The organism is Paenibacillus sp. SJS-P3 (genome assembly GCF_056711585.1).
The window spans coordinates 165,125-188,454 of sequence record NZ_CM160043.1 but is presented as its reverse complement, the minus strand read 5'-3'; the positions used below and the strand labels follow the sequence as shown (position 1 = coordinate 188,454).

The 23,330-nt window shown below is 55.2% G+C and carries 20 protein-coding genes, 1 pseudogene and 1 riboswitch; of the genes and pseudogenes, 13 read left to right on the top strand and 8 right to left on the bottom strand.

Annotated features, from left to right (window positions below; translation table 11 throughout):
• Nucleotides 1-159: 159 nt before the first annotated feature.
• Nucleotides 160-954, bottom strand: coding sequence for a TerC family protein (locus AC06G8_RS00875; RefSeq protein ID WP_480284126.1), 795 nt, complete (start codon nt 952-954; stop codon nt 160-162).
• A gap of 414 nt (nt 955-1,368) precedes the next feature.
• Here AC06G8_RS00875 and AC06G8_RS00870 point away from each other — a divergent pair, with 414 nt between their 5' ends.
• Nucleotides 1,369-1,695, top strand: coding sequence for a hypothetical protein (locus tag AC06G8_RS00870; protein ID WP_480284125.1), 327 nt, complete (start codon nt 1,369-1,371; stop codon nt 1,693-1,695).
• Between the two features lie 37 nt (nt 1,696-1,732).
• The gene (locus tag AC06G8_RS00865; protein WP_480284124.1) at nt 1,733-2,314 is read left to right on the top strand and encodes a hypothetical protein; all 582 of its coding nucleotides are present in this window, start codon (nt 1,733-1,735) and stop codon (nt 2,312-2,314) included.
• 898 nt (nt 2,315-3,212) lie between these two features.
• Here the strand turns inward: AC06G8_RS00865 and AC06G8_RS00860 are convergent.
• The gene (locus AC06G8_RS00860) at nt 3,213-4,109 is read right to left on the bottom strand and encodes a polysaccharide deacetylase family protein (RefSeq protein ID WP_480284123.1); all 897 of its coding nucleotides are present in this window, start codon (nt 4,107-4,109) and stop codon (nt 3,213-3,215) included.
• Between the two features lie 29 nt (nt 4,110-4,138).
• Nucleotides 4,139-4,990 (bottom strand): bifunctional 5,10-methylenetetrahydrofolate dehydrogenase/5,10-methenyltetrahydrofolate cyclohydrolase, encoded by an 852-nt coding sequence (locus AC06G8_RS00855; RefSeq protein WP_480284122.1) that lies wholly within the window; start codon nt 4,988-4,990, stop codon nt 4,139-4,141.
• Between the two features lie 60 nt (nt 4,991-5,050).
• A riboswitch (ZMP/ZTP riboswitch) is annotated at nt 5,051-5,132 on the bottom strand.
• A 144-nt stretch (nt 5,133-5,276) separates the two neighbouring features.
• Between AC06G8_RS00855 and AC06G8_RS00850 the strand changes: the two genes are divergently transcribed.
• The 4 genes from AC06G8_RS00850 (at nt 5,277) to AC06G8_RS00835 (ending at nt 10,521) form a co-directional block, all read left to right on the top strand.
• Complete coding sequence (locus AC06G8_RS00850) at nt 5,277-6,212, top strand: phosphodiester glycosidase family protein (protein WP_447665136.1); 936 nt, start codon at nt 5,277-5,279, stop codon at nt 6,210-6,212.
• Nucleotides 6,213-6,228: 16 nt separating this feature from the next.
• The gene (locus AC06G8_RS00845; RefSeq protein ID WP_447665135.1) at nt 6,229-7,242 is read left to right on the top strand and encodes a GtrA family protein; all 1,014 of its coding nucleotides are present in this window, start codon (nt 6,229-6,231) and stop codon (nt 7,240-7,242) included.
• Nucleotides 7,243-7,379: 137 nt separating this feature from the next.
• Nucleotides 7,380-8,294, top strand: coding sequence for a class I SAM-dependent methyltransferase (locus AC06G8_RS00840; protein ID WP_447665134.1), 915 nt, complete (start codon nt 7,380-7,382; stop codon nt 8,292-8,294).
• Nucleotides 8,295-8,619: 325 nt separating this feature from the next.
• Nucleotides 8,620-10,521 (top strand): S-layer homology domain-containing protein, encoded by a 1,902-nt coding sequence (locus tag AC06G8_RS00835; protein WP_447665133.1) that lies wholly within the window; start codon nt 8,620-8,622, stop codon nt 10,519-10,521.
• Nucleotides 10,522-10,695: 174 nt separating this feature from the next.
• Here AC06G8_RS00835 and AC06G8_RS00830 read toward each other — a convergent pair whose 3' ends face one another.
• Nucleotides 10,696-10,965 (bottom strand): hypothetical protein, encoded by a 270-nt coding sequence (locus AC06G8_RS00830; RefSeq protein ID WP_447665132.1) that lies wholly within the window; start codon nt 10,963-10,965, stop codon nt 10,696-10,698.
• 245 nt (nt 10,966-11,210) lie between these two features.
• On the opposite strand from AC06G8_RS00830, the gene AC06G8_RS00825 reads away from it, so the two are divergent.
• The 7 genes and pseudogenes from AC06G8_RS00825 (at nt 11,211) to AC06G8_RS00795 (ending at nt 18,542) form a co-directional block, all read left to right on the top strand.
• On the top strand, nt 11,211-12,623 hold the full coding sequence (locus AC06G8_RS00825) for a GNAT family N-acetyltransferase (RefSeq protein ID WP_447665131.1): 1,413 nt from the start codon (nt 11,211-11,213) through the stop codon (nt 12,621-12,623).
• Nucleotides 12,624-12,713: 90 nt separating this feature from the next.
• Nucleotides 12,714-13,706, top strand: coding sequence for a hypothetical protein (locus AC06G8_RS00820; RefSeq protein WP_480284121.1), 993 nt, complete (start codon nt 12,714-12,716; stop codon nt 13,704-13,706).
• Between the two features lie 301 nt (nt 13,707-14,007).
• Nucleotides 14,008-14,217: pseudogene (locus tag AC06G8_RS00815) on the top strand (MmyB family transcriptional regulator); the annotation flags it as partial.
• A gap of 70 nt (nt 14,218-14,287) precedes the next feature.
• The gene (locus AC06G8_RS00810; protein WP_447665128.1) at nt 14,288-15,820 is read left to right on the top strand and encodes a carboxypeptidase M32; all 1,533 of its coding nucleotides are present in this window, start codon (nt 14,288-14,290) and stop codon (nt 15,818-15,820) included.
• A 171-nt stretch (nt 15,821-15,991) separates the two neighbouring features.
• Nucleotides 15,992-16,096: a PhoU domain-containing protein gene (locus tag AC06G8_RS00805; protein ID WP_480284120.1), complete on the top strand. Its 105-nt coding sequence runs from the start codon at nt 15,992-15,994 to the stop codon at nt 16,094-16,096.
• 48 nt (nt 16,097-16,144) lie between these two features.
• The gene (locus AC06G8_RS00800; RefSeq protein WP_480284119.1) at nt 16,145-16,987 is read left to right on the top strand and encodes an aldo/keto reductase; all 843 of its coding nucleotides are present in this window, start codon (nt 16,145-16,147) and stop codon (nt 16,985-16,987) included.
• Nucleotides 16,988-17,621: 634 nt separating this feature from the next.
• On the top strand, nt 17,622-18,542 hold the full coding sequence (locus AC06G8_RS00795; protein ID WP_480284118.1) for an alpha/beta fold hydrolase: 921 nt from the start codon (nt 17,622-17,624) through the stop codon (nt 18,540-18,542).
• A 76-nt stretch (nt 18,543-18,618) separates the two neighbouring features.
• Here AC06G8_RS00795 and AC06G8_RS00790 read toward each other — a convergent pair whose 3' ends face one another.
• The 4 genes from AC06G8_RS00790 to AC06G8_RS00775 all read right to left on the bottom strand — a co-directional run bounded on the left by AC06G8_RS00790 (nt 18,619) and on the right by AC06G8_RS00775 (nt 23,203).
• Nucleotides 18,619-19,407 (bottom strand): ThuA domain-containing protein, encoded by a 789-nt coding sequence (locus AC06G8_RS00790; RefSeq protein WP_480284117.1) that lies wholly within the window; start codon nt 19,405-19,407, stop codon nt 18,619-18,621.
• A gap of 80 nt (nt 19,408-19,487) precedes the next feature.
• On the bottom strand, nt 19,488-20,378 hold the full coding sequence (locus AC06G8_RS00785; RefSeq protein WP_480284116.1) for a carbohydrate ABC transporter permease: 891 nt from the start codon (nt 20,376-20,378) through the stop codon (nt 19,488-19,490).
• Nucleotides 20,379-20,393: 15 nt separating this feature from the next.
• A complete protein-coding gene (locus tag AC06G8_RS00780) occupies nt 20,394-21,284 on the bottom strand; it encodes an ABC transporter permease (RefSeq protein WP_480284115.1) in 891 nt (296 codons plus the stop codon).
• A 248-nt stretch (nt 21,285-21,532) separates the two neighbouring features.
• Nucleotides 21,533-23,203 carry an extracellular solute-binding protein gene (locus tag AC06G8_RS00775; protein ID WP_480284114.1) on the bottom strand — a complete coding sequence of 557 codons (1,671 nt, stop codon included), beginning with the start codon at nt 23,201-23,203 and terminating at the stop codon, nt 21,533-21,535.
• Nucleotides 23,204-23,330: the final 127 nt, after the last annotated feature.

Here is a 23,330-nt window from a genome sequence, read left to right as displayed (position 1 = left end):
CTTCCCCTCTTTCCCATTCCCCCGACTAGAGACACTCCCTTCATTCTACCAGCAATGGCGGCGAAGGCGAGAATATTCCCGAGCGGCCGCCCCGATGATGAAAAAAAGGACCGGACACCGCTGTGGGCGTCCGGCCTTGCATCTCGGATGAATTCCACGTTACAACGAGCTTCCCGTCTCCGCTTTCCGCTCCGTCTTGGCCTTGCCGGACAAGAACCAGCCGCAGGCCGCGATCAGCACAAGCACGATGTAGAACGTCAGCTTCCAGGCTGTCGATTCGGCAAAGTCATGCGGGATGACATGCAGCGCGGGATGCGCCAGCGTGTGCACCGCCAGCTTGACGCCCACCCAGCCGACGATGACAAAGGCGGCGACTTCGAGCGACGGCCTGCTCTCGAGCAGCTTGACGAACCAGTTGGCAGCGAAGCGCATGATCAGCAGCCCGATGAAGCCGCCCAGGAAGATGACGGCGAAGTGGCCGCCGTCCATGCCGCCGATCTTCGGCAGGTTCGTCGTCGGCAGCGCCACGGCCAGCGCCACGGCAGCCAGGATGGAGTCGACGGCGAAGGCGATATCCGCCAGCTCCACCTTGATGACCGTCGGCCAGAACCCGGCTTTCTTGGGCTTGGCCCCGGTATGCGGCTCCGCGTTCCGCTCGCCTTTTTTGACAATGACTTTCCGGAAAATATGATTGAGGGCAATAAACAGAAGATACAATGCTCCTATCGCCTGCACCTGCCATACGTCCACGAGGAACGAGATGACGAACAGGGACGCGAAGCGGAATACGAACGCTCCGGCGAGGCCGTAGAAGAGAGCTTTCTTGCGTTCTTTCTCCGGCAGATGCTTCACCATGATCGCCAGCACGAGCGCATTGTCGGCCGCCAGCAATCCTTCCAGGGCAATGAGGACGAGCAGCACCCATCCATATTCCATCAATAAAGCGAAATCCATCTTCTTCCTCCTCCAGATGAGCTGGCCGAACGCAAAAAGACCGTTGTTTCCCGAGGATATGAATGGCCTCGGATGCACAAAGGTCTCGCTAACAATGCGGTTCGGCATTGCCAGTAAAGCCGGAGAGTGGGCTCTCGTATTGACGACTTTACTGTAGCAGCTACTCCCCTTCGGAGTCCCGTTTTCTTTTGCGTGTTCGAACAGCTTTTAAATGATTGGTCTGTTGTAGTACGGGGATGAGCCCGGATAGTTTCTTTTTTATTCGGAAAATGTCCTGGGTCCGGCAAGGCTCGGATCCGCCATCGCCGCAGCAAGCCGGAGCTTGCCGGTGCCGGCTTTCCTTGCTCCTTCGTAACCTCGCCATAGGCATCTGCATAGGATAACCCAGGTTGCTATAAAAGGAGGATCTTCCTCATGAGCCCATCCTATTCCCACATGGAAGCGGCGGCAGCGGAGCCGTTCTACAAATGCGAGCCGCATGTCGGCCATACGCTGCGGTCGGTCAAGAGCCATCTGCATCAGCTGTGCTCGCAGCATGCGAATCGGCTCGTCAAGGTGGAGACGATCGACGGGGACGTTTTCGAAGGCTACATCATTCATTGCCACAAGAGCATCCTTTGCATCCGTCTCTCCAATGAAGGCTGCAGCCGCGCCTTCCTGCCGGGACCGGTCAATCCGTACTACAACAATGTGATCCTGCCGCTTGTGCTGTTCGATCTGCTCGCCATCACCTTGCTGTAGCCACGTGCAGTCATCTGATCAAAAAGGAGTTCTGACCATGGGTTTCATGCTTCCTACGCCCCCAGGATTGCCCGGAGGATTTCCAGGCGGTTTCCCCGGGGGCATGCCAGGCGGTGCTCCCGGAGGCTTCCCGGGCGGTACGCCGGGTGGTTTGCCGGGCGGTGTTCCCGGAGGCTTCCCGGGCGGCATGCCGGGTGGTTCGCCGGGCGGTGTTCCCGGAGGCTTCCCGGGCGGCATGCCGGGTGGTTCGCCGGGCGGTGTTCCCGGCGGGTTCCCGGGTGGTATTCCCGGAGGCTTCCCGGGCGGTGTTCCCGGCGGGTTCCCGGGCGGTACGCCGGGCGGTGTTCCCGGTGATCCTGCAGGCGGGGCTCAAGCTCCCTCTTCGCCACCGCCTCAAGCGGTGCCGCAGAAGCCGCTCGTCTCGACCTTCGCCGTAGATCCCGGCGCCATCTCGGGCTGCTCCTTCCGCTTCACGTACATCTGGCCCCGGTTCGGGCCCGGCTTCTGGTTCTATCCCGTCTTTGTCGGGCGCACATCCGTCGCGGGCTTCCGCTGGACCGGGTTCAGCTGGGCGTTCTCCGGCCTGGATCTGCAGAGCGTCGAATCCTTCACCTGTTAATAGCAAGAAACAAGGCTGCTGCCGAGCGAGAAACAAGGTTGCCGAGCAAGACTCGGCAGCGGCCCGATAAGGGTTTTATTGCCCTCCATGACTACTTTTGCTTCGCTCCAAGGCCCGATTTGGGCCTTATTTGCAACCCATGACCACTCTCGCTTCGCTCCAAGGCCCAATTCGGGCCTTATTTGCAACCCATGACCACTCTTGCTTCGCTACAAGGCCCGATTCGGCCCTTATTTACTACCCATGACCACTCTCGCTTTGCTCCAAGGCCCAAATCGGGCCTTATTTGCAACCCACGACCACTCTCGCTTCGCTCTAAGGCCCAATTCGGGCCTTATTTGCAACCCATGACCACTCTTGCTTCGCTACAAGGCCCGATTTGGGCCTTATTTGCTACCCATGACCACTCTCGCTTTGCTCCAAGGCCCAATTCGGGCCTTATTTGCAACCCATGACCACTCTCGCTTCGCTCCAAGGCCCGATTCGGGCCTTATTTGCAACCCATGACCACTCTCGCTTCGCTCCAAGGCCCAATTCGGGCCTTATTTGCTACCCATGACCACTTTCGCTTCGCTCCAAGGCCCAATTCGGGCCTTATTTGCAACCCATGACCACTCTCGCTTCGCTCCAAGGACCGATTTGGGCCTTATTTGAAACCCATAACCACTTTTTCGGCACTCTAAGGGCTGCCGAGCAAGACTCGGCAGCCCCTTTTCCATTCCCCTATAGCTTGCCCCCAAAAAAGTCGACCGTTCCCTGAAAAGCTCAGCTCTTGCGCATCCTTGTCGAGAATCTGTTCCGCGAGCATCAAGCCATCTCTTCCCTGCTCATCCGTCAGCGGAGCGGCAAATGGTCAATGCCCTTTCACCCCGTTGCAATAGGCTGCGTTCAAAGAGAATCACGGGCTTCGCCAAGCCCGCGAACCCGCTCGCTGCAGCTCCCGGATCTCTCTCCAGGACAGAAGCTTGATCTTCTCCGTCTCCCACAACAGCCGGATGTCGCGGTCGATCAAAAGGCGGTACTCCATTTCCCTTTCGCGGAAGCAGGCTGTCGCGGCCTTCAGCTCCTCCGTCACCTGCGAAGGATGCAGCGTCAGCTGCGTGATTCCCGGTCTGAGGCCTCTTAGAATTTCAATCAGCTGCCGCTTGGCTTCTTCATAGCTGCCCGATGAACAATAGGGCAGTGAAACCATATCGTCGATGAGGACAATTCCTCTTCGCCGAGCCGAATCGATCCGCCTTTGAAATCTTTCCTTTTGCACCGAGCTGAAATAAGGCTGCTCCACGATTCCCAAAGGAAGGTTGAAAGGAAGCCCGTATCGGCAGCAAAGCTCAAATACAGGATCCAGAAAATCCCTGCCCGTATGGAGGCCAAGCACGCTTCCGGCATGGCTGTCCAGATGGGTCGGATCGATGCCTCCCTGTATGGCGCCCTGGATCTGGGCTTCCAACTCGAGCCTGACCTCCTCGGGATCGCCCTGCCGTTCCAGAAGCGAGATGTCGGCATGGAAAAATCCATCCTCATCGACCAAGCTGCGCAGCGCCCTCCCCCGATATACAGGAGCCTGAGGCGACGTCTCTCCGCTGGACAGCGTAAGATGGATGCCCGTATGGCTCCGGGCCTTAGGGCTGGCGGAGCCAACGGCTTCCTTGGCGGCAGCGCCTGTCATCATGAGGGATGCCGAAGTAATCGAGCTGCGGGCAAACAGATCCATGACGGCATCGTTCGTCCCTCGGGTCAGTCCAAAATCGTCGGCATTCACGATGAGCAGCCGGTCCTCTCTCGTCCAGTCCATCCTGGGCTTCATCCCGCTCCCGTCTTCAATCAGCGGGCGGAAAGGGCTTTCTCCGCCGCATCCACCGTATGCTTGAGCAGCATCGCGATCGTGACCGGACCTACGCCCGCGGGAACCGGCGTAATCGCGCTCGCTTTGAGGGCGCAGGCCTCGTAGTCGGCGTCGCCGACATTTCCTTCGTTGTAGCCGGCATCGAGAATGACGGCGCCTTCCTTGATCCATTCTCCCTGAATGAACTTCGGCTTGCCGACGGCCGCCACGACGATATCGCCAAGTCCGACAATCTCGTTCAGCCGCTGCGTCTTGGAGTGGCAGACGGTCACGGTCGCGTTGCGGTTCAGGAGCATGAGCGACACGGGCTTGCCAAGGATCGGGCTGCGTCCGACGACGACGGCATGCTTGCCCTCGATCGGAAGGCCGTAATAGTCGAGAATGGCGACGATGGCGGCAGGCGTGCAGGATGGATAGGCTGCGTAGCCGAAGGCGTTTTGCGCAAAACCGAGCGCCGTGACCCCGTCCACATCCTTGTCGATCGCGATGGCCTCGAAAGCCTCCCTCTCGTCAATCTGCTCCGGCACGGGATGCTGCAGCAGGATGCCGTGAACGGCAGGGTCCTCGTTCAATCCGCGGATCACGTCCACAAGCTCCCCTGTCGTCGTTTCCGAATCGAGATGGATCCTCTTGGACTCCATGCCGAGCTTCCGGCAGGCATTGCCCTTCATCCGGACATAGGTCTCGGAAGCCGGGTCGTCTCCCACCAGAATCGTAACCAGGCACGGCACGACTCCTTTGCCGGCTAGAGTCTCGACTCTTTTGGCCAACTGCTCCTTGATTTCCCCGGCCACTCGGGCCCCATCCAATATCAGCGTTTGCTCCGTCATTTCTGCAGCTCTCCTTTTTTTGTCCGCTTAAAAACGCAAAGAGGTAAGGGGTATCCCCCTTACCTCTGCCCAGGCGTACGGCTGCTGTATCCGTGCGCTCCCTCATGGTTGGACCCATGCTCCGCCAGTCACGCACAGTCGGAATTTACTTTTGATGATACTGAAATCAGGCAAGATTGTAAATGCATTTTCTGCGGCTGGCCTGATTGGCGTCCTCCCATTTAAGTTTCATTACAGGTAGCGGATCTAAGATAACGGCAACAACCTCTTGAAGGAGTGATCGGCCATGTTCCACCGGCGCAAAAAAACCAAAATCATTGCTATCATCGCGATGTCCCTCCTCATCCTCTCCACCATCCTGTACCGTCTGGCAGACCGCTATCTGATCGAGCATGCCGAAGTCGTCGTCGCCCCGAACAGCACCGCCGTCGGGCAGACGACGGCCGCTTCTTCCACGGCGCAAGTCCAGTCGGATGACTGGAACTACTCCGATGCGAACCGGACGATAAGCATCAAGAAAGTCCAGACCGGCTCCGGTTCCGATGCCGTCACTTACTTCGTGGCGGACGTGAAATTTGCCGACACCCCGAACGTGTTGACCGCCCTGGCCAAAAACACCTTCGGCACGAACATTACCGAAAACACGTCGGCGATCGCCGCGGCGAACAACGCCGTGCTGGCGATCAACGGCGACTATTACGGCTTCCGCAGCGATGGAGTGATCATCCGCAACGGCACCTTGTACCGGGACGAGCCGGCGCGCGACGGCCTGGCCCTGCTCGGCAACGGCACCCTGCAGACCTATGACGAGGAGCAGACCTCCTCGGCCGACCTGCTTGCCGAGGGAGCGACGAACACGTTCTCCTTCGGGCCGGTTCTCGTGAAGGACGGCGAGGTCGCAGGCGACTTCAGCAGCGTGCGCATCGACAGCAACTTCGGCAACCGTTCCATTCAAGACTCCAATCCGCGGACCGGAATCGGGATGATCGCTCCCAACCATCTGGTGTTTGTCGTGGTCGACGGAAGGAGCAGCGGCTACAGCCGCGGCATGACTCTCACCGAGTTCGCGGACTTGTTCAAGAAGCTCGGCGCCACCGAAGCCTACAATCTCGACGGAGGCGGATCGTCCACGATGTACTTCATGGGCCGGGTCGTGAACAATCCTCTCGGCAAGGGCAACGAGCGAGGCGTGAGCGACATTATCTATGTTCCCCAGTCCTGACAAGGAGGCAACCGATATGACCATCCTTATTCCCTCATACGAGCCTGACGAGCGCCTTCTCGCCCTTGTCGGCAGCCTGAAGGCAGTCAGTTCCGACCCGATCCTGGTCGTGGACGACGGCAGCGGCGAGCAATACCGGACGATCTTCGATTCCTTGGAGAAAACGGGCTGCACCGTGCTGACGCATCGGTCGAACGAAGGCAAAGGCAGCGCGCTCAAGACCGGCTTCGACTATGTGCGGCGGCAGGGCGGCGGCGAGGGCGTCGTCTGCGCCGACAGCGACGGGCAGCATCTGCCTGGAGATATTGTACGGATTACGGAAGCCGTCCGCGAGCATCGCCGCCATATCGTGCTCGGCAGCCGGCAATTCACCGGCAAGGTTCCCATGCGGAGCCGCTTCGGAAATTCGGCGACGCGAATGGTTTATGCCCTCGCGACAGGAAGGCCTGTCCAGGATACGCAGACCGGCCTGCGCGGGTATTCCTCCGACATGCTGGACTGGCTGTGCGAAGTGCCGGGCGAGCGCTTCGAATACGAGATGAACATGCTGCTTGATGCTCCCCAAGCCGGTTATGGCCTGGTCGAGGTGCCGATCGACACGGTCTATCTGGAAGACAACAAGTCCTCCCACTTTCGTCCGCTCGCCGATTCCGCCCGGATCTATTTTCCATTCCTGAAGTTCTGCGCGTCCTCCGGGTTCGCCGCGATCCTGGACTTCTCGCTGCTGCTCCTGCTTCAATGGCTGACGTCCAGCTTGCTCCTGTCGGTCATCGGAGCGCGGATATGCAGCTCCATCTTCAATTACACGATGAATCGCCGCATGGTTTTCCCCCATGGCAAAGAGGCCGCGATCACAAAATCGCTGCCCCGGTACTTCTCGCTCGTCATCGTGATCGTCTTGCTGAACTACGGCTTGATGCTCTTCTTCCATGCCAGCATCGGCATCCCGCTCGTCGCGGCCAAGCTGATGACGGAAGCCTCCCTGTTCCTCTTCAGCTATTGGTCGCAGCGGAGATTCGTGTATGACTGAACAATAAAATCGCCTCAAATATGACAGAATAGTGAACTATGTAAAAATATTTGATAAATTATACCATAAAAATACAATAAAGTCAAGTGTTGTTTTTCGCCACGTCCCGATGATACAACGGAATAGAGGTGATGATCATGGAATCAAAAAGCTTGACCGCACTTGTCAGCGCGTTCTCGCGCGCCTACCACGCCGAGCACAATCCGGTCAAAATCTTCGACGACCGGATCGCCAGGCAGCTGCTGACCGATGAAGAATACGACGGAATCTCCAGCAACATGTCGCAGGCGATCGCGTTCTTCCAGCCCGGGTTCTCAGGGACGCAGGAGCAAGCCCTCCGCAAGGTTGTCGACCATCAGCTTTCACCCACTCCGCTCGGCCGGGCGGCATTTGCCGAGCGGGCACTGGCTGCGGCCGCCGCGCTTGGAGCCAGGCAGTACCTCATCTTCGCCGCAGGCTACGATACGTTCGCCTATCGCCAGCCGGAATGGGCCTCCAAGCTCGAGATCTTCGAGCTCGACCATCCCGTTACGGCCGCCGACAAGCATGCACGCGTGTCCGCCCTGCATATGGACCGGCCTCCCAATCTTCATCACATCGCCGTCGACCTCCGCGAGCCGGATTGGCAGAGACATGTGCTGGCCTGCGCCGGGTTCAATCCCGATCGGCTCAGCTTCTGCAGCCTGCTGGGCATCAGCTATTACCTCGCCAAAGACGATTTCCGGCAGCTGTTGTCCGGCATCGTTTCCCTGCTTCCGGCCGGCAGCGGCATCGTCTTCGATTATCCTGATGAGCAGACATTCACTCCTCAGGCAGGCGAGCGGGTGCAGAAGCAGCTCATGATGACCGCGCGTGCGGGCGAGCCGATGCAGGCAGGCTACTCCTGCTCCGAGCTGGAGCGGATGCTCGAAGAGATGGGTTTGCGGATTGATCAGCATCTGAATCCGGAGGAAATTACCGAGCAGCTGTTTCACGCCTATAATGAGAGCCAGCCCGAGCACCCGATTACGGCCTTCGATCATGTGAACTATTGCTTGGCGGTCAAGAGGTAGCCTGAAGAGGGCCTGAAGAGGGCCTGAAGAGGGCCTGAAGAGGGCCGAAGAGGGCCTGAAGAGAGCCTGCATCTTTCCTGCATCTTTCCTGCATCTTTCCTGCATCCTTCCTGCATCCTTCCTGCATCTTTCCTGTCTCTCCCTGTGCCAGCAACAACCGGCATTCATGCCCTCTTTTGAAGCCGACAGCCCGCTCTCATTTGCAGGCTATCGGCTTCTTCCTCCATTTCGTCCTCCACTCGTCTTGCGGCCTACCGATTTTTCCCGTTACCGCCGATAACGAGAAGAAGGCATCAGATGAATAGAGTGAAGAGGGTGGGAACGAATGAACCGCAATCAAACCGCTTGGAAACCTCGCGAATGGATGCCGAGGACGACGGCCGCCTTCTGCGCATGCGCCCTGGCCGCAGGCATGCTGGCCGTATGGCCGCAGACAGCCGAAGCCGCAGACAGCATAGGGAAGACAACCGCCGCGAGAACGAAGGAAGAGATCGTCGAGAAATGGATGCAGAGCTACCTGCCCATGAAGCGGTCCTTTGCCTATATGAGCGGGAACGACATTTACGAGCAATTGCCGAGTCTGACAGCTCCTTTCCAGGAAGGCAAATTAAAAGCCGAGTATATCGAAGACGGAGTGCGGGCGACGAATTTCGTCCGTTATTTGGCCGGAGTCCCCGATGACGTGCAGCCGGACTGGACCCTGCATCGGCAGCAGCAGAGCGCATCGCTGATCAACGCCCTGAACGATCAGCTCAGCCACTCTCCGGCCAAGCCGGCCGGGATGGAGGAGGGACCGTACAAGCTGGGTTATGCAGGAGCAAGCAGCAGCAACCTCTATATGGGCAGCCCGACGCTGTACAGCAGCGTCCTCGGCTACATGTCGGACAGCGATCCAAGCAATATCGACCGGGTCGGCCACCGCAGATGGATCCTGAATCCGGCGATGACCCGGACGATGTTCGGCTATGTCCGGGCAGTCGAGACGGGCGGTTACGGGTCGCCGTACTCCTCCATGTACGTTTTTGACAAAGGAAGGACCGCTGGCAGCGTCGATTATGATTTCATCGGCTGGCCGGCAGCAGGTTATTTCCCGTCCGAAGCCTTCTCGCCCTCGGACGCCTGGTCGGTATCGCTGAACACGGACCGGTACGACAAAAACGACACGGACTCCATCACCGTAACGGTGACCCGGCAAGAAGACGGCCGGAAATGGACGCTGGACAAGTCGGATACGGACAAGTCCGGCGAATACTTCCGTGTCGACAAAGGCGGTTACGGCGGCATTCCGGTCTGCATTATCTTCCGTCCGGACGGAATATCGGACTTCAAAGAGGACGACCGCTTCCACGTGCGCATAGACGGCCTCCGCTCCAAAGCCAGTCCGGAAACGTCGATCGAATATGATACCGTCTTCTTCCGGATGACGGAAATGAAACGGTTCGGCAGCGATGCGGTCGCGCTTGCACCGGGCGAGAGCGTCCCGCTGCGCCTCTATTCAACGGGGGAAGGCGCTGTGGCAGGCGGAATGGCGGGACAGCTGGAATCGAGCGAGCCGTCCGTCGCGTCGGTGGATTCCTCCGGCGTCTTGCGCGGCTTGAAGGCGGGCGCTGCTTATATCCGCTACAGCAACTATTTGGGACAGGAGAACTCGCTCTACGTCACCGTGCGGCCGGCAGCGCCGGGCGACACCCCGAGCGGCTGGGCGAAGGAAGCCTATGCGAAGGCGAAGGGCGCCGGTCTCATCCCCTATTCCCTGGACACGCAGTACCAGACGCCGATCCGCCGCATAGATTTCGTGCGCATGCTCGTCGGGGTTTATGAAAACACCACGGGAAGCAGCCTTCCGGCAGACCGGAAGCCGTTTCAGGATACGAGCGACTCCAACGTCTCCAAGGCGGTGTCTGCCGGACTGATCAGCGGCGTCTCCCCGACCGAGTTCGCTCCCTTGGCGAAGATTACCCGCCAGGAGGCCGCGGCCCTGCTGACCCGGCTGGAGAGCAAGCTGGCAAGCGTTGCCGGAAAGCCGCCGGGATCCGCCGCTCCAACCGGCGCGTTCGCAGATGACGAGGCGATCGCCTCGTGGGCGAAGGCGGACGTATACCGCTCCGTCGGTCTCGGCCTGATGCAGGGCGTCGGCCAGAACCGCTTCAACCCGATGGGCAATCTGACGGTGGAGCAGTCGATTCAGATTTTCCAGAGAACGTTCGAGCGATTCGCGGGAGAGTAGGCCCGCTGCCCGGGCTTCAGGCTCCAGATTCAGCATGAAAGCGCTAAGGGACACCTCGCAGGGTGTCCTTTTCGGTCTTTCCGGTCGTAAGCACGATTGAAGCCTCGCTTCTATCCGGCTTCGGCCATCTCCCGGAGGGAACCTCGGCTCTCTACATCCCGAGGGCGCTCGGACTTAACGATGCTGTACGCGGCAGGATACGCTGTCCTCGTGGCTCTTTTCGCCGCCATCCTGACCGATAGCAGCAAGACGATCGGATTTCAGCATCATTTTATTTCGTCTTGAATCGATTCTGTATTGGCCGGCTTGGGCACTTGCTTCTCGCTCTTTTCGACCATGTACGATTATTCCATCTTCAAGCAAATAGGCGATATAGGCGCTCCCCGCATCGACAGCGGCGATCTGCCGGCCATGCTGCTCGTGCCCTCGGAATTCACTCGGCAAACAGCCGCCCCCGGCTCTCTTCGTATAAAACTCTTTAGTCTAAATTACCCCTTGATCCTACTGGGAATATATTCAACCATATTTTACGAGGGAAAGATTTAATCCGCTCCAAACCTAAACATTAAATCCCTACTACGATTGAGGAGTGATGGTGGTTGAAGACGAACGAACATACAAATGAACCTGTGAGAGGTCGCTATTTGTAACCCTTACACCTCTCATTAGGCCATGGGAGGCAACCGGAAATGATGTCGCTAAAAAACATGGTACGGGGAACGGAAAACGATTCCTCGGCCAAACAACTGATTTCATGCTGGGAGCATGATGCCAACACGCTGACGTTTTGGAGAGCAAGCAGCAATTTTGTCTACTTGTCTGAAAGAAACGGCGTTCGGCAATTTCTACGGTATATCCATGAAGAGGACAACAGTCTCGAGAATATTCGGGCAGAGCTTGATTTCATCCTGTATCTGATATCGTCCGGCTATCCGGCTGCCGCTCCTGTCCTATCCCGATACGGCAACTGGATCGAAACGATCCGGACGGCAGATGGATCGTACTTCGGCGTTGTATTTGAACAAGCCAAGGGAAACCATATTCCGCTAGATCTCATGACGGATCGGCATGCCGAAGAGTGGGGAAGGTCGCTTGCTTCGCTGCATCTTTTATCCGAGTCTTATTCGGCCGTGTCGAAATCCCGACAAAGCTGGATGGACGCCCTAAACTTCATCGCCTCCGTATTGCAGCGGCATCCCTCGGAGGAAATGGCCCGGCACGAGCTAGAACGCATCCGTGAACAGCTCTCCAAGCTTCCGACTGAAGAGAGACATATGGGCTTGATTCATTATGACTTCGAAACGGACAATATTTTTTATGACGAAGAGGAATCCCGCTTTTCCGTCATCGATTTTGACGATGCCATGATCCACTGGTACGGGATGGATGCAGCATCGGCCCTGAGCGATCTGGCGGAGCAAGAGGATGCCGGCGCCCAGCGGAAAATCGAGCATTTTCTAATCGGGTATCGGTCCATTAAACCGTTGGATGAACGCTGTGTGCAGACGTTCCCTCTTTTTCAAAGGTTTGCAGACCTGTATGCGTTCGCACGTCTCCTCCGCAGCGTGGAGAATATGGATATCCATCGCTCGCCCGAGTGGGCTCTTCAGCTTCGGATCAAGCTCTTGAAGGCGTGCGATCGGCTGCGGTACCGCTTGAGGCCGACAGTAGAACTGCGACCCATCGATCCAAATAACTGGTACGCTTGCACCCAGCTTGAAGTCACGGACGAGCAGAAGGACGTATTTCCTGTACCTGCGGTCTATTGGCTCGCTGAGTCCGCCTATTGCGGGTTCACTCCTCTCGCGATGTACACGGATGAACAACTCGCGGGATTCGCGGTGTACGCTATCGATCCCTCTGACGGAAGCTGCTGGATCATGGCTTTTATGCTGGATCGCAAGTTCCAAGGAAGAGGGCTTGGACGCTCCGGAATGAAAGAGCTCATGCGATATATCGAGGAGAAGCAATTGGGCGGCACGATCAAGCTCGGTCATCGGCCCGACAACATGCGGGCATCCGGCCTTTATGCTTCTCTCGGCTTTGCAGAGGTGAGCCGGGATGAGCGCGAAGTGGTGCGGGAATGGAGATTCCAGCCATGATCATTCCGTGCAGGGGAAGCAGCAAACTCTCTCTGGAAAACAGTAACCATTTTCAAATTCCCGACGTCTGATGGATGAGGTGATCCTAGGATGAATCGGAACGTCAACTACGCCGCAGCTTCGCTCCTGACGCTAGTGCTCGCCGCAGGCTGCGGTGCCGATCAAGAAGCGCCGCGCAGCCGCCAGCCCGCTTCGGAATCCACGGTGCAGCTTGCGGCCTCGCCGCCTGCAGGAGCAGCATCTCCCCGACCAACTGCACCAGGCCCTTCTCCAGATGCGCCTGCCGCCTCCGAGTCGCTGTTCCCGGATGGAATCATGCCTGATTATGACGGTTCGGGCCGAAGCTTCATGGTGGACGGGCAGGAAACGCAGACCAAGCTGCTCAGCGATTCCCTCACTCCGATTGCCGTGTTCGTTCCGGTTGCGCTTGAGGAGTTCGAGGAAGGAAAGGGAAAGGCGTGGGGAACCTCGTATCATCGGAACCATCTGCTCTTTCGCTCTGGTTCCATGGCCTTAAAGACCTCCGAACAGGATCCGTTATGGATCAAGTACAAGGAATATAAGGGAACGGTCCGCGACCGGGAAACGTCCGTCGATTATTTTGCCTTCACGGCGCATGGCAAGCCTTATACCGCAGAGATTCGGACGGCGATAGAATATCGGGAGCGGATGCTCCCGATATTCACGAAGATGCTTGAGAACGCTCAATTTCTGGAGAAGAAAAAGCTGCCCAAGCCCGGTGTATACGTCACACGCCCCAAGCTGAGCGGCAAGGGAACCGAGCAGATGACAGATGCCGTCATGGATTGCCTGAACGGCTGGGCAACGGGAGACCGGAAGCTTTTCAGCTCCTCCCTTTATTCTCCGCAGACGGCGGAAGCCTTCGATTTTCTTTTGTACGCCGATATTCAATACCGCTTCGACTTCCTATCCTACGAAGGGCAGCCCGCGGATACAAAGAGGATCGATTACGCCTTCACTTATCAGGCCATTCACTCCAACGGTTACCTGACGATGGGCAGCGGCCTCATCTCGCTGCTCAAGAATAAACAAGGCGAGTGGAAAGTGGCGACGATTGATTAACGAGGAACCGCAGACATCAAGAACCCGCGCCGGACGCGGGTTCTTGATGCTGGAGCCGGATTCCGGAGAGACCTTCTCCGCATTTTGGAATGATCCCGATTCATGCATTCGGAAGTTTCCCATTCACCGCAAGCGTTTAGTTGCTTTTTCGATAAAATGCCTCTACCAGCCTTCACTGCAGGGAACAAGTCCGGCCTGTATTACGGATCAACGGCTGAATATGGTGGCATGGAACAGGGCTGCAAGCCTCATTTACGGGAATTGCGAGAAGATGTCGGCGCGCGAATGAAATACGGTATGGCGGACGTTTACTTCGCCTTATGTAAGGCAATTGCTTCAAGAAAACTGGGAAGCTCATGCCCGGCACCGTCTCGCTCATTTTCGCGCCAGCTGCGGAAAGTTCGCCGGCGATCCTTGGTGGATGGAGTTCGCCGGCACCTCTTCCGCTGCCGCGGAAATCTCCTGGATATTTCTGTTCATAAATTCACTTGATGACAGGAAAAAAAAGTGATTAAATAAAATAGACTGACCAGTCTTTTTTGTGAGGGCAACAACAATCGTTTCTAATGGGAGGCTTTTGCATGGAACTGAAATCCCTCGATCCAAACATTCGGACAGCTGTCGACCAGTATAAAGCATTGGAAGAGAAGATCGCTCATCTAGGCATGATTTCGAGTCTGGTCGGATGGGATCAGAAGGTGACCGCTCCCAAGAAAGGGAGAGACTTGTTCGCCAAAGCAATCGGGACGTTCAGAACGGAACAGTTCAAATTATCCGTATCGGAAGAGATGGGCTCTCTGCTCCGAATCCTGTCTGCTCCTGAGGTAAAGGCTGAACTGGACGAAATCACGCAGGCGCAGATTCGGGATCGCACCGAGGAATATGAGCGCTTCAAGAAAATCCCCGAAGAGATGTACCGCGATTATGTCGTCCTCACCTCCAAAGCCAACGATGCCTGGGAAGAAGCCAGAGAGACGAGCGACTTCTCCCTCTTCCAGCCTTATTTGGAGAAGATCGTTGACTATAACCGCAAAATGGCTGAAATTTTCGGCTATGATCAGCATCCTTATGACGCTCTCCTGCATGAATTCGAGCCGGGTTTAAGCGTGGCGGTACTGGATCCGTTGTTCGCCAAGCTGAGAGAGAGCAGCGTGGGCTTGCTGGAGAGGATCAACAGCTCCGGCAACAAGCCTTCGACAGCCGTCTTCGAGCAAGCATTCGAGGTTGATCAGCAGAAAAAATTCAATCACTACTTCCTTCCGATCCTCGGCTTCGATATGAACGCGGGACGGCTGGACGAGACGGTTCATCCGTTCGCCCTGTCCATAAACACCGGGGATGTCCGAATTACGACCCGATATCTCAAGAATAATGTGCGTTCTGCGGTATTCGGGACGATTCACGAGGCAGGACATGGCATTTATGAGCAGAACATCGATCCGCGCTTCAAAGAAACCGCTCTGTCCAGCGGAGCATCCTTCGGCATCCACGAGTCGCAGTCCCGCTTCCTGGAAAATATGATCGGCCGCAGCGAGTCGTTCTGGACATATTTCTATCCCAAGCTCCAGGAACACTTCCCGAAGCAGCTGGAAGACGTAAGCCAGCATGACTTCTACCGGGCGATCAACAGCGTGCAGCCTACGATGATCCGAGTGGAAGCGGATGAGCTGACGTACAACCTTCATATCATGATCCGGTATGAGATCGAGAAGGCGCTGATCAACGGAGACATCGAGGTGGCGGAGCTGCCGGCGATCTGGAACGAGAAGATGCAGGAATACCTCGGCATTACGCCTGCCAACGATACGGAAGGCGTCCTGCAGGATGTCCACTGGTCCTTTGGCGGCTTCGGCTACTTCCCTTCCTACTCCCTCGGGAACTTGTACGCAGCCCAGCTGCTGAATACGATTCTGCGCGAGAAGCCCGACTTCTATGCCGACATCGAAGCCGGCCGCTTCGAAGGCATCCAGGAATGGCTGAAGGATAAGATTCATCGTCACGGCAAGCTCTATACGCCGGAGCAGCTTATCCGCCAGGTCACAGGCGAAGATCTGAAGGCCGACTATCTGGTGGACTACCTGGAAGAGAAGTACAGCCGCATCTACGGTCTCTAGCTCAGGCGCAGCCGCGCGGCAAGCAGCGGCATATTAATTCAACAAGGAAAGATGAAGGATGGAGGATCCATGAGGGATTCCTCCATCTTTCTTTGTTAGGTCTGCATTAAAACAGAGCCCGAATGGAAAATACGTTCCGTAAGGCGCATATTAACCGATTGAACCAAAATTATGCCCATTACTTCAGGTGCCATTTACTTGGATATACTTAGCAACTTAGAACGTGTGGGAGACCAATGCAAAAACATCGCCCAACATATTCTCTATGGAGAATAGGACGGGACGCAGCGGGAAAAATATTGTAAAAAATAAGGGGGTGGGCGCATGGCAACCCTTCCTGATGGGACGTCTTTGCCCAGAATCGGTCAAGGTACGTGGTATATGGGGGATGATCCGTCCAAAAAAAATGAAGAGCTTCGCACGTTAAGACGCGGTGTGGAGCTTGGATTGAACCTGATCGATTCGGCTGAAATGTATGGCGACGGCAGATCCGAGTCCTTGGTTGGAGAAGCGATCGAAGGGATACGAGATCAAGTGTTTCTGGTATCCAAAGTGTACCCGCACAACGCGGGACTGAATCGCATCGCCGGCAGCTGCGAACAAAGCTTGAAGCGGTTAAAGACGGACCGCCTCGACCTTTATCTTCTTCACTGGAGAGGAAGCATTCCTCTAAGCGAAACGGTAGAAGCGATGGAGCAGTTGGTCGAAGCGGGGAAAATTTTGCGATGGGGCGTCTCGAACCTGGACACGGAAGATATGAAGGAACTGTTCGACGCGGCGCGAGGGACGCATTGCATGGTCGATCAGGTGCTGTATCATCTCGGTTCCCGCGGCGTAGAATACGACCTGCTTCCTTGGTTGAGAGAGCGAAAAATCCCGATGATGGCCTACAGTCCGCTCGCCCAGGCGGGCACATTACGAAGAGGGTTGGTTGAGCATCCAGTGGTTAAGGAGATTGCCGATCGACATGGCGTGAAGCCGCTTCAGATTCTCTTGGCTTGGTGCATTAGAAGCGGTGACGTGATTGCCATTCCTAAGGCGTCGACAGCAGCGCATGTGGAAGAGAATGCGGAGGCGGAACGTATTAAGCTTACCGAGGAAGACTTGGGGATGTTAGATGAGGCGTTCCCCAAACCGACTGGAAAGGTTCAGCTCGACATTATTTAAGAAAGCCTTCACATGAAAGTTCCCGCAGATTAGACTTGTTTGATGGATTCCCGAATTTTCAAACCGCTGCTTTTCCGTCCGTTTCGACAACTTCAGCACATCTCTCCATGTTCTCTCTTATCGTACATGCGGCACGATGAGCGGAGGAGCAGCGGCTTTTCTTTATTCCAGGGATTATCGATATATCTTGGTCTATGGCCGAATTGATTCCACTTCGGTTTCGCCAGCTCCTCCGACACAGAAAAAATATTAGACCCCGTCAGGGTGACTGGTACGCATATTAGAGAAGAACTCCTTCCTATGATCGTATGACGTATTTTTTGTAATTGGTTTGTTTGTGCCACTAACCACGCTATTTCCCGGGATTTGGGTGTTTGCCCGTTCCGCCTCTCCACCAGATTATCCTCACCTCCTAATCCGATATGGATGGAGCTTATCCGTTCCGGATATCCGGCTTGAAACGTTGACCCCTGTCCTGTTCCCCTGATTCTTACAACTTGAATCACTCAATCAAGCCTGACAGCTCTTCAGCCGTCTGCGGCATCCGTCTGCAGGAGGAGCCCAAAATCCGGCCCCGGCATCAAGCCAGCCACGCTTGTCTGTTCTACTATATGGACGAGGAGCGTGGTCGAAAATGAAAACGGAAGGTCTTTTAAACATTCGCGGCAAAAATATATATGTCACCTGTTCAGGGGATCCGAAATCACCGGCTTTGCTGTACTTGCATGGAGGTCCCGGAATAGGCGCGTACGACTTTGAGTTGTTCCAGGCGCACCGCCTTTCCGGCTCCGTCTACCTGATCACATTCGATCAGCGGGGGTGTCTTCGTTCGGATTCGCTGTTCGAAGAAGAAGCCTTGTCCCTGCATGATTTGGCGGAGGACTGTGAAGCGCTCCGTTCCGAGCTCGACATTCCGAAATGGTCCGTCCTCGGCCACTCCTTTGGTGGCTATCTCGCATTATATTATGCGACCTTATATCCGCAGTCGATCGAGACCGTAATCTTTGAGTCTCCGACGTTTGATTACGCTCTGTCGGCCCGTTCGTTAATGAGGGGCGCCGCGAAGGAATATGAGAAGCTGGGACAACCGGAACGTGCGGCTGCGTGCCGGAATGCGGCGGACAAGGAGTACGGCACGCCTGCCCAAATCATGCAGGCTTGCTTCGGCTACGCGCTAAGCGGTCTGGGAGATCAGCGTGAGAATCTTTATACTTACGGACCGGATAAGCTGTTTTTCGACCGGGTGATTGCAGAGTCGCCGTTTCCTCAAAGCAATTGGGGCAAACAGCAACAATTTCAGAGCAAGCTTCATGCGGAGGATGAAATCGGACGGTCCATCTTGCCGCTTCTCTCTTCCATAAAATGCCCGGCCTTGCTGCTTAAGGGAAAGCATGATCACGTCACATGCGACAGGCATGTCGACGCTTTTTTGAACTGCATACCGAACGGCCGACTTCAGATTTTCGAATACAGCGGCCATATGCCACGATACGAGCAGCCTGAGTTTTATGCCGAAACCGTTGCCCGATTTGTTCAAACTCACGCGCGTGCGTAACATGACAAAAGGCTTCTTATGAGTTCGTCGAACCCATGAGAAGCCTTTTGTTTTTTATGGACTCGCCCTTCGCGGCTTATTGCCTGGTTTCTTGCTGCGCCGCCCGGAAAGCCTCCCACTGCCTCAAAACCACTTCGAAGCTCTTCTTTACCTCTTCGTTCTCAAGCGGCGCGTGCAATCCGCGGACCGGTTTGGCCGCCTGCGACGGAGCGGCCCATTTCACTGCGTTATTGATCACCTGCAGCACTTCAGGCTGATAGTAAGTGGGGAAAGTCTCGTGACCGGGTCGGAAATAAAAGATTTTCCCCTGCCCTCTATGGAACGTGCATCCGCTACGGAACACTTCGCCGCCTTCGAACCAACTGACGAAGATTAGTTCGTCGGGGGCAGGAATATCGAAATGCTCCCCGTACATTTCCTCATGCGGAATGACGAACGTTTCGGGAATACCGGCTGCAATTGGGTGGGCGGGGTTCACCGTCCAGATCCGCTCTTTCTCCCCGGCTTCGCGCCATTTGAGATCGCAGCCCGTGCCCATCAGCTTCTTGAAAATCTTTGAGAAGTGACCCGAATGCAGCACAATGAGCCCCATGCCGTCCAGGACGCGCTGGTAAACGCGATCGACCACGGCATCATCAACTTCGTCGTGGCCCATATGCCCCCACCATATGAGCACATCCGTCTCGTGGAGCGCGCCTTCACTCAGCCCATGCTCCGGCTGCTCCAGCGTTGCAGTCCGCACTGCAATCGATTCCGATGAAATGCCGTTTGCAATCGCCTGATGGATGCCGTCCGGATAAATGCCCGCAACCTCCTTATGCATCTTCTCATGCAGGTACTCGTTCCATACCGTAACGCGAATCATGTCCATCCCTCCAAGAAGTATATGACTCAACGGAACCAATGCAGGTCCATGAGTTTCTGATTCAATTATCCCAGACTTTATTACTCCTTAACCGATCCCAGCGTAATGCCATGGATAAAGAATCGTTGCAGAAACGGATATACCGCGAGGATCGGAATCATGGCAATAAAGATTTTGGCGGCATTAAGAGTCTGGTTCGACAATTCGCTCAGCCGTTTCAATTCCTCGGGATCGTTATTGATTTCCGATAGATCGAGCTGGACGACCATCTGCTGGATATAGGTCTGCAGCGGATAGTTTTCGGGCCTCGTCATAAATACCAAACCGCTGAAAAACTCGTTCCAATGACCAACAATACTGAACAGCGTAACGGTTGCCAAGACGGGGACGGACAGCGGGACAAAAATCTTGAACAGCGTATACCAGGGACCGGCGCCATCCACAAAAGCGGATTCCTCCAGCTCCTTGGGCAAATTTCTGAAGAAGTTAATGACCAGTATCACGTTAAAGACGGGCAGTCCGCCGGACAGCACCAATACCCAGATGCTGTCGATCAGGCCATACGCCTTCACGGTCTGATACATCGGAATCAAGCCTCCGTTGAACAGCATCGTGAACACGAGACACCACATCAGCACATTCCGCAGGCGGAAATCCCGGGCGGTCTTAGACAGCGGATAGGCCATCAGCACCGTTACGATAACGCTGAGAGCGGCGCCCAGTAAGACACGCTGGATGGACACCCAGAATGAATGCAAAAATGCGTTGTCCTTCATGATCTCTTGGTAAGACGCTACATTGAAGCCGATCGGCCAGAGACTGACGGTCCCGCCGGCTGCGGCGGCTTTGTCGCTGAGCGAGATCATTAACGTGTACCAAATCGGAAGAATACATAGAAGCGTGATCACAAACAACACAAAAATCAGAATGTTATCGACAATTCTGGATGCCGCGGTCGTGTCTCTAACCATGTCAGTACTCCTTCGTTAGAAAATCCGGTAGTTTGTAAACCGGTTGGCGAGATAGTAGGAACAAGTGATCAAAAGGAAGCCAACCACGGATTTTAGCAATCCAACGGCGGTAGCCAATCCATACTGCATCTTCAGAAGACCTTCGCGGTAAACCCAAGTGTCGATGATGTCGGCAGTCGAATAGACAAGCGGATTATACAAGTTAAAAATTTGGTCGAATCCCGCATTCAGTACATTGCCCAGACTCAGGATGAGAAGAAGCATGACGGTTGGCGTAATGCTCGGAAGTGTAATGTTTGTAAGCCGCTTCCAGCGATTCGCTCCGTCCAGTGCCGCCGCCTCGTACAAGGAGGGATTGATGCCCGTTAATGCTGCCAGATAAACAATCGTATTGAAGCCGAATTCCTTCCACACATCACTGCCGACCGCCAGATACGGGAACAGCTCGGGTTTGCCCATAAACAGGACCGGTTCGATATTGAATGCGGCTAGCAAGTTGTTCACAGGGCCGGAGAACGAAAGGATATTGATAATAATGCCGCTCAGAATAACCCAGGACAGAAAGTGCGGCAGATAGACGAGTGTCTGGACCCATCTTTTGAAAATAGCCGCCCGCAGTTCATTAAGCATGAGAGCGAAAATGACCGGAATGATCAGATTGGCGATGATCTTCATAACGGCGATACGGATGGTATTTATGAAAATAATCTTGCTGTCGGTAAGATCGAACATGTAGTTAAAGTTCTCAAGTCCGACCCAATCCGAGCCGAATACCCCGTCAACAGGCTGAAAATCCTCAAAGGCGATCAGTATCCCGAACATTGGAATAATACTGAACATAATCAGCCACACAAATCCCGGCAGTAACATTAAATAGTAATGTTTGGCGAAGCCTTTGTTCTTCAAGATGCTGTCCCCCAATCTTTCTGCTACTCGTACAGTATATACAAGGAAGGCCGCCAACCGAGTTAGAAGGGGGGAGGACGTTTGGGTAGATAAATGAAGGAAAATTACACGATTCACGCGAACCGGGAATCGGCCGCAGCCGGACGATGATACATATGCACCCCTGTCCATTCCACATTTATCTACCCCGTCTCCGACAATGGCAAAGAACCCTTTCGGTCGAAAGGGTTCTTTGCTTGGAGCGCGAATTATTTGATCGTTTCGGACAATTCCTTCAGGATTTGCTCGCCGCCTTGCTTATTCCAATCCTTGACGAATTGGTCGAAGGAGTCGATCGGCGCGGAGCCCATAATAATTTTCAGGAAGGCCTGGTTCTCCAGCTTGGTCAAGTTCGTCCAGCGCTTTTCCATCGTTTTGGTACGCATATAACTCAAGCTTTCCACTTTGTTAAGGTTAGGATCGAAGTGGTTTTTCGCGCCGACCATGACGGAATAGGCGCGCATAAAGTCCTTATCCTTCTGGTTCCAGTACTGGATATCCAGCTTGTCGTAAGGCTCTTTCTTGGCATTCTTGATCGTTTCCAGAGAGTTCTTTAACAGCTTGTACTCCGTCAGATCCGAATAATCTTCCGGTTTCTTCGTCCCGGCCAGTACTTCTTGCAGCGCTTTGTATTCAAATCCGATTTCATCAAGCGGCGCGAAGAAGTTGCGCGCCAGCATGAAGTCGTTACCGTTCTTTGATTCATCGCGAAGATACAGGTTGTTGACCTTGATCGGCGCTTCCGGATGCTCGTAGCCTTTGCGCACGACGAGGAAGCCGCTCGAAGGGTTCGTCACCTTTGCATTGTATTTGCCTTGTGCATCAAGCGGCACCGCATAGGCCTGCCAGTTGGCTGTCGGATCGTTTGCCCATGCCGTCGGCAGCGGCCAGTAACCGCCGTAGAAGCCCAGGAAGAACATGCCCGCTTTGCCGCTGATAACCGTCTCTTCAGCCGCTTTGCGAATGCCGATTTCCTTGTCGAGCAGGCCATTTGCATACATGTCGCGCAGCTTGGCGAGTGCTGTTTTCGTTTCAGGCAGCGTCGAACCATATACCGGCTGGCCATCCGCGCCTTTTACCACATACCCAGGGTATGCGTTAAATGCGCTGAAGATGGGCGTCAGGTCAAAGCCCGCAGGGCCGCCCGTGAAATCGTTGTACAATGTGGTGCCGGAGGCAATCCCGATCGTATCTTTCTTGCCGTTGCCGTCAGGATCCTGTTCAACGAAGGCTTTCGCCACCTTCTCGACATCCTCCACGGTTTTCGGAACCTCCAAGCCAAGCTTATCCAGCCAGTCTTTGCGGATCCACAAGAAATTAAAGTCCTCGGCGGATACATTCGGCACGGCCATCATTTTGCCGTCGAAGGTTACCTGGTTCAGCGCAATTCCATTCGTGCTCTCAATGATTTTCTTTACAGAGGGAGACGCATATTGATTGAACGGTTCCGTTAAATCCTCGAGTTGCCCCGCTTTCACCATTTGCGTCAGCTGCGTTTGGCTAACCACCGCCACATCGGGCAGATCGTTGCTGGCGATTGACAAGTTCATTTTCTGGTCAAAGTTCTCTTTGGACGTCTGCCAGTTGATTTTATACTCGACATTCAGGTCGTCTTTCAATGCCTTTTTCCAGGCGTTGTTCTCCAGCGTTTCGCCTTTGGTAGACTTGAAGCTCGGGTCAACACTGTAGGCAATCCCGATCGTTACCGGCTCCTCATATTTGCCAAAAGGATCCGCCGTAGGTGTCTTCTCGGCCGACTCTGTGTTCGACGCCTTCGGCGTATTCGTCTCAGCCGTACTGGAATCCTTCGCCTCGTTCGAGCAGGCCGTTGCCAGCAGCATCGTTGCTGCAAGAAATCCGATTGCAATCTTCTTTTTCATTCTGTGCCCCTCTTCCCAATCAAGTTTGGTTACACGATTAGTTTAATCGCTTACTCGGGCTTTCCGAGATAGGAAGCGGGCGGGTGTCCAGGTAGAGAAATGAAGGCAATTTATTGCGGCATTCAAC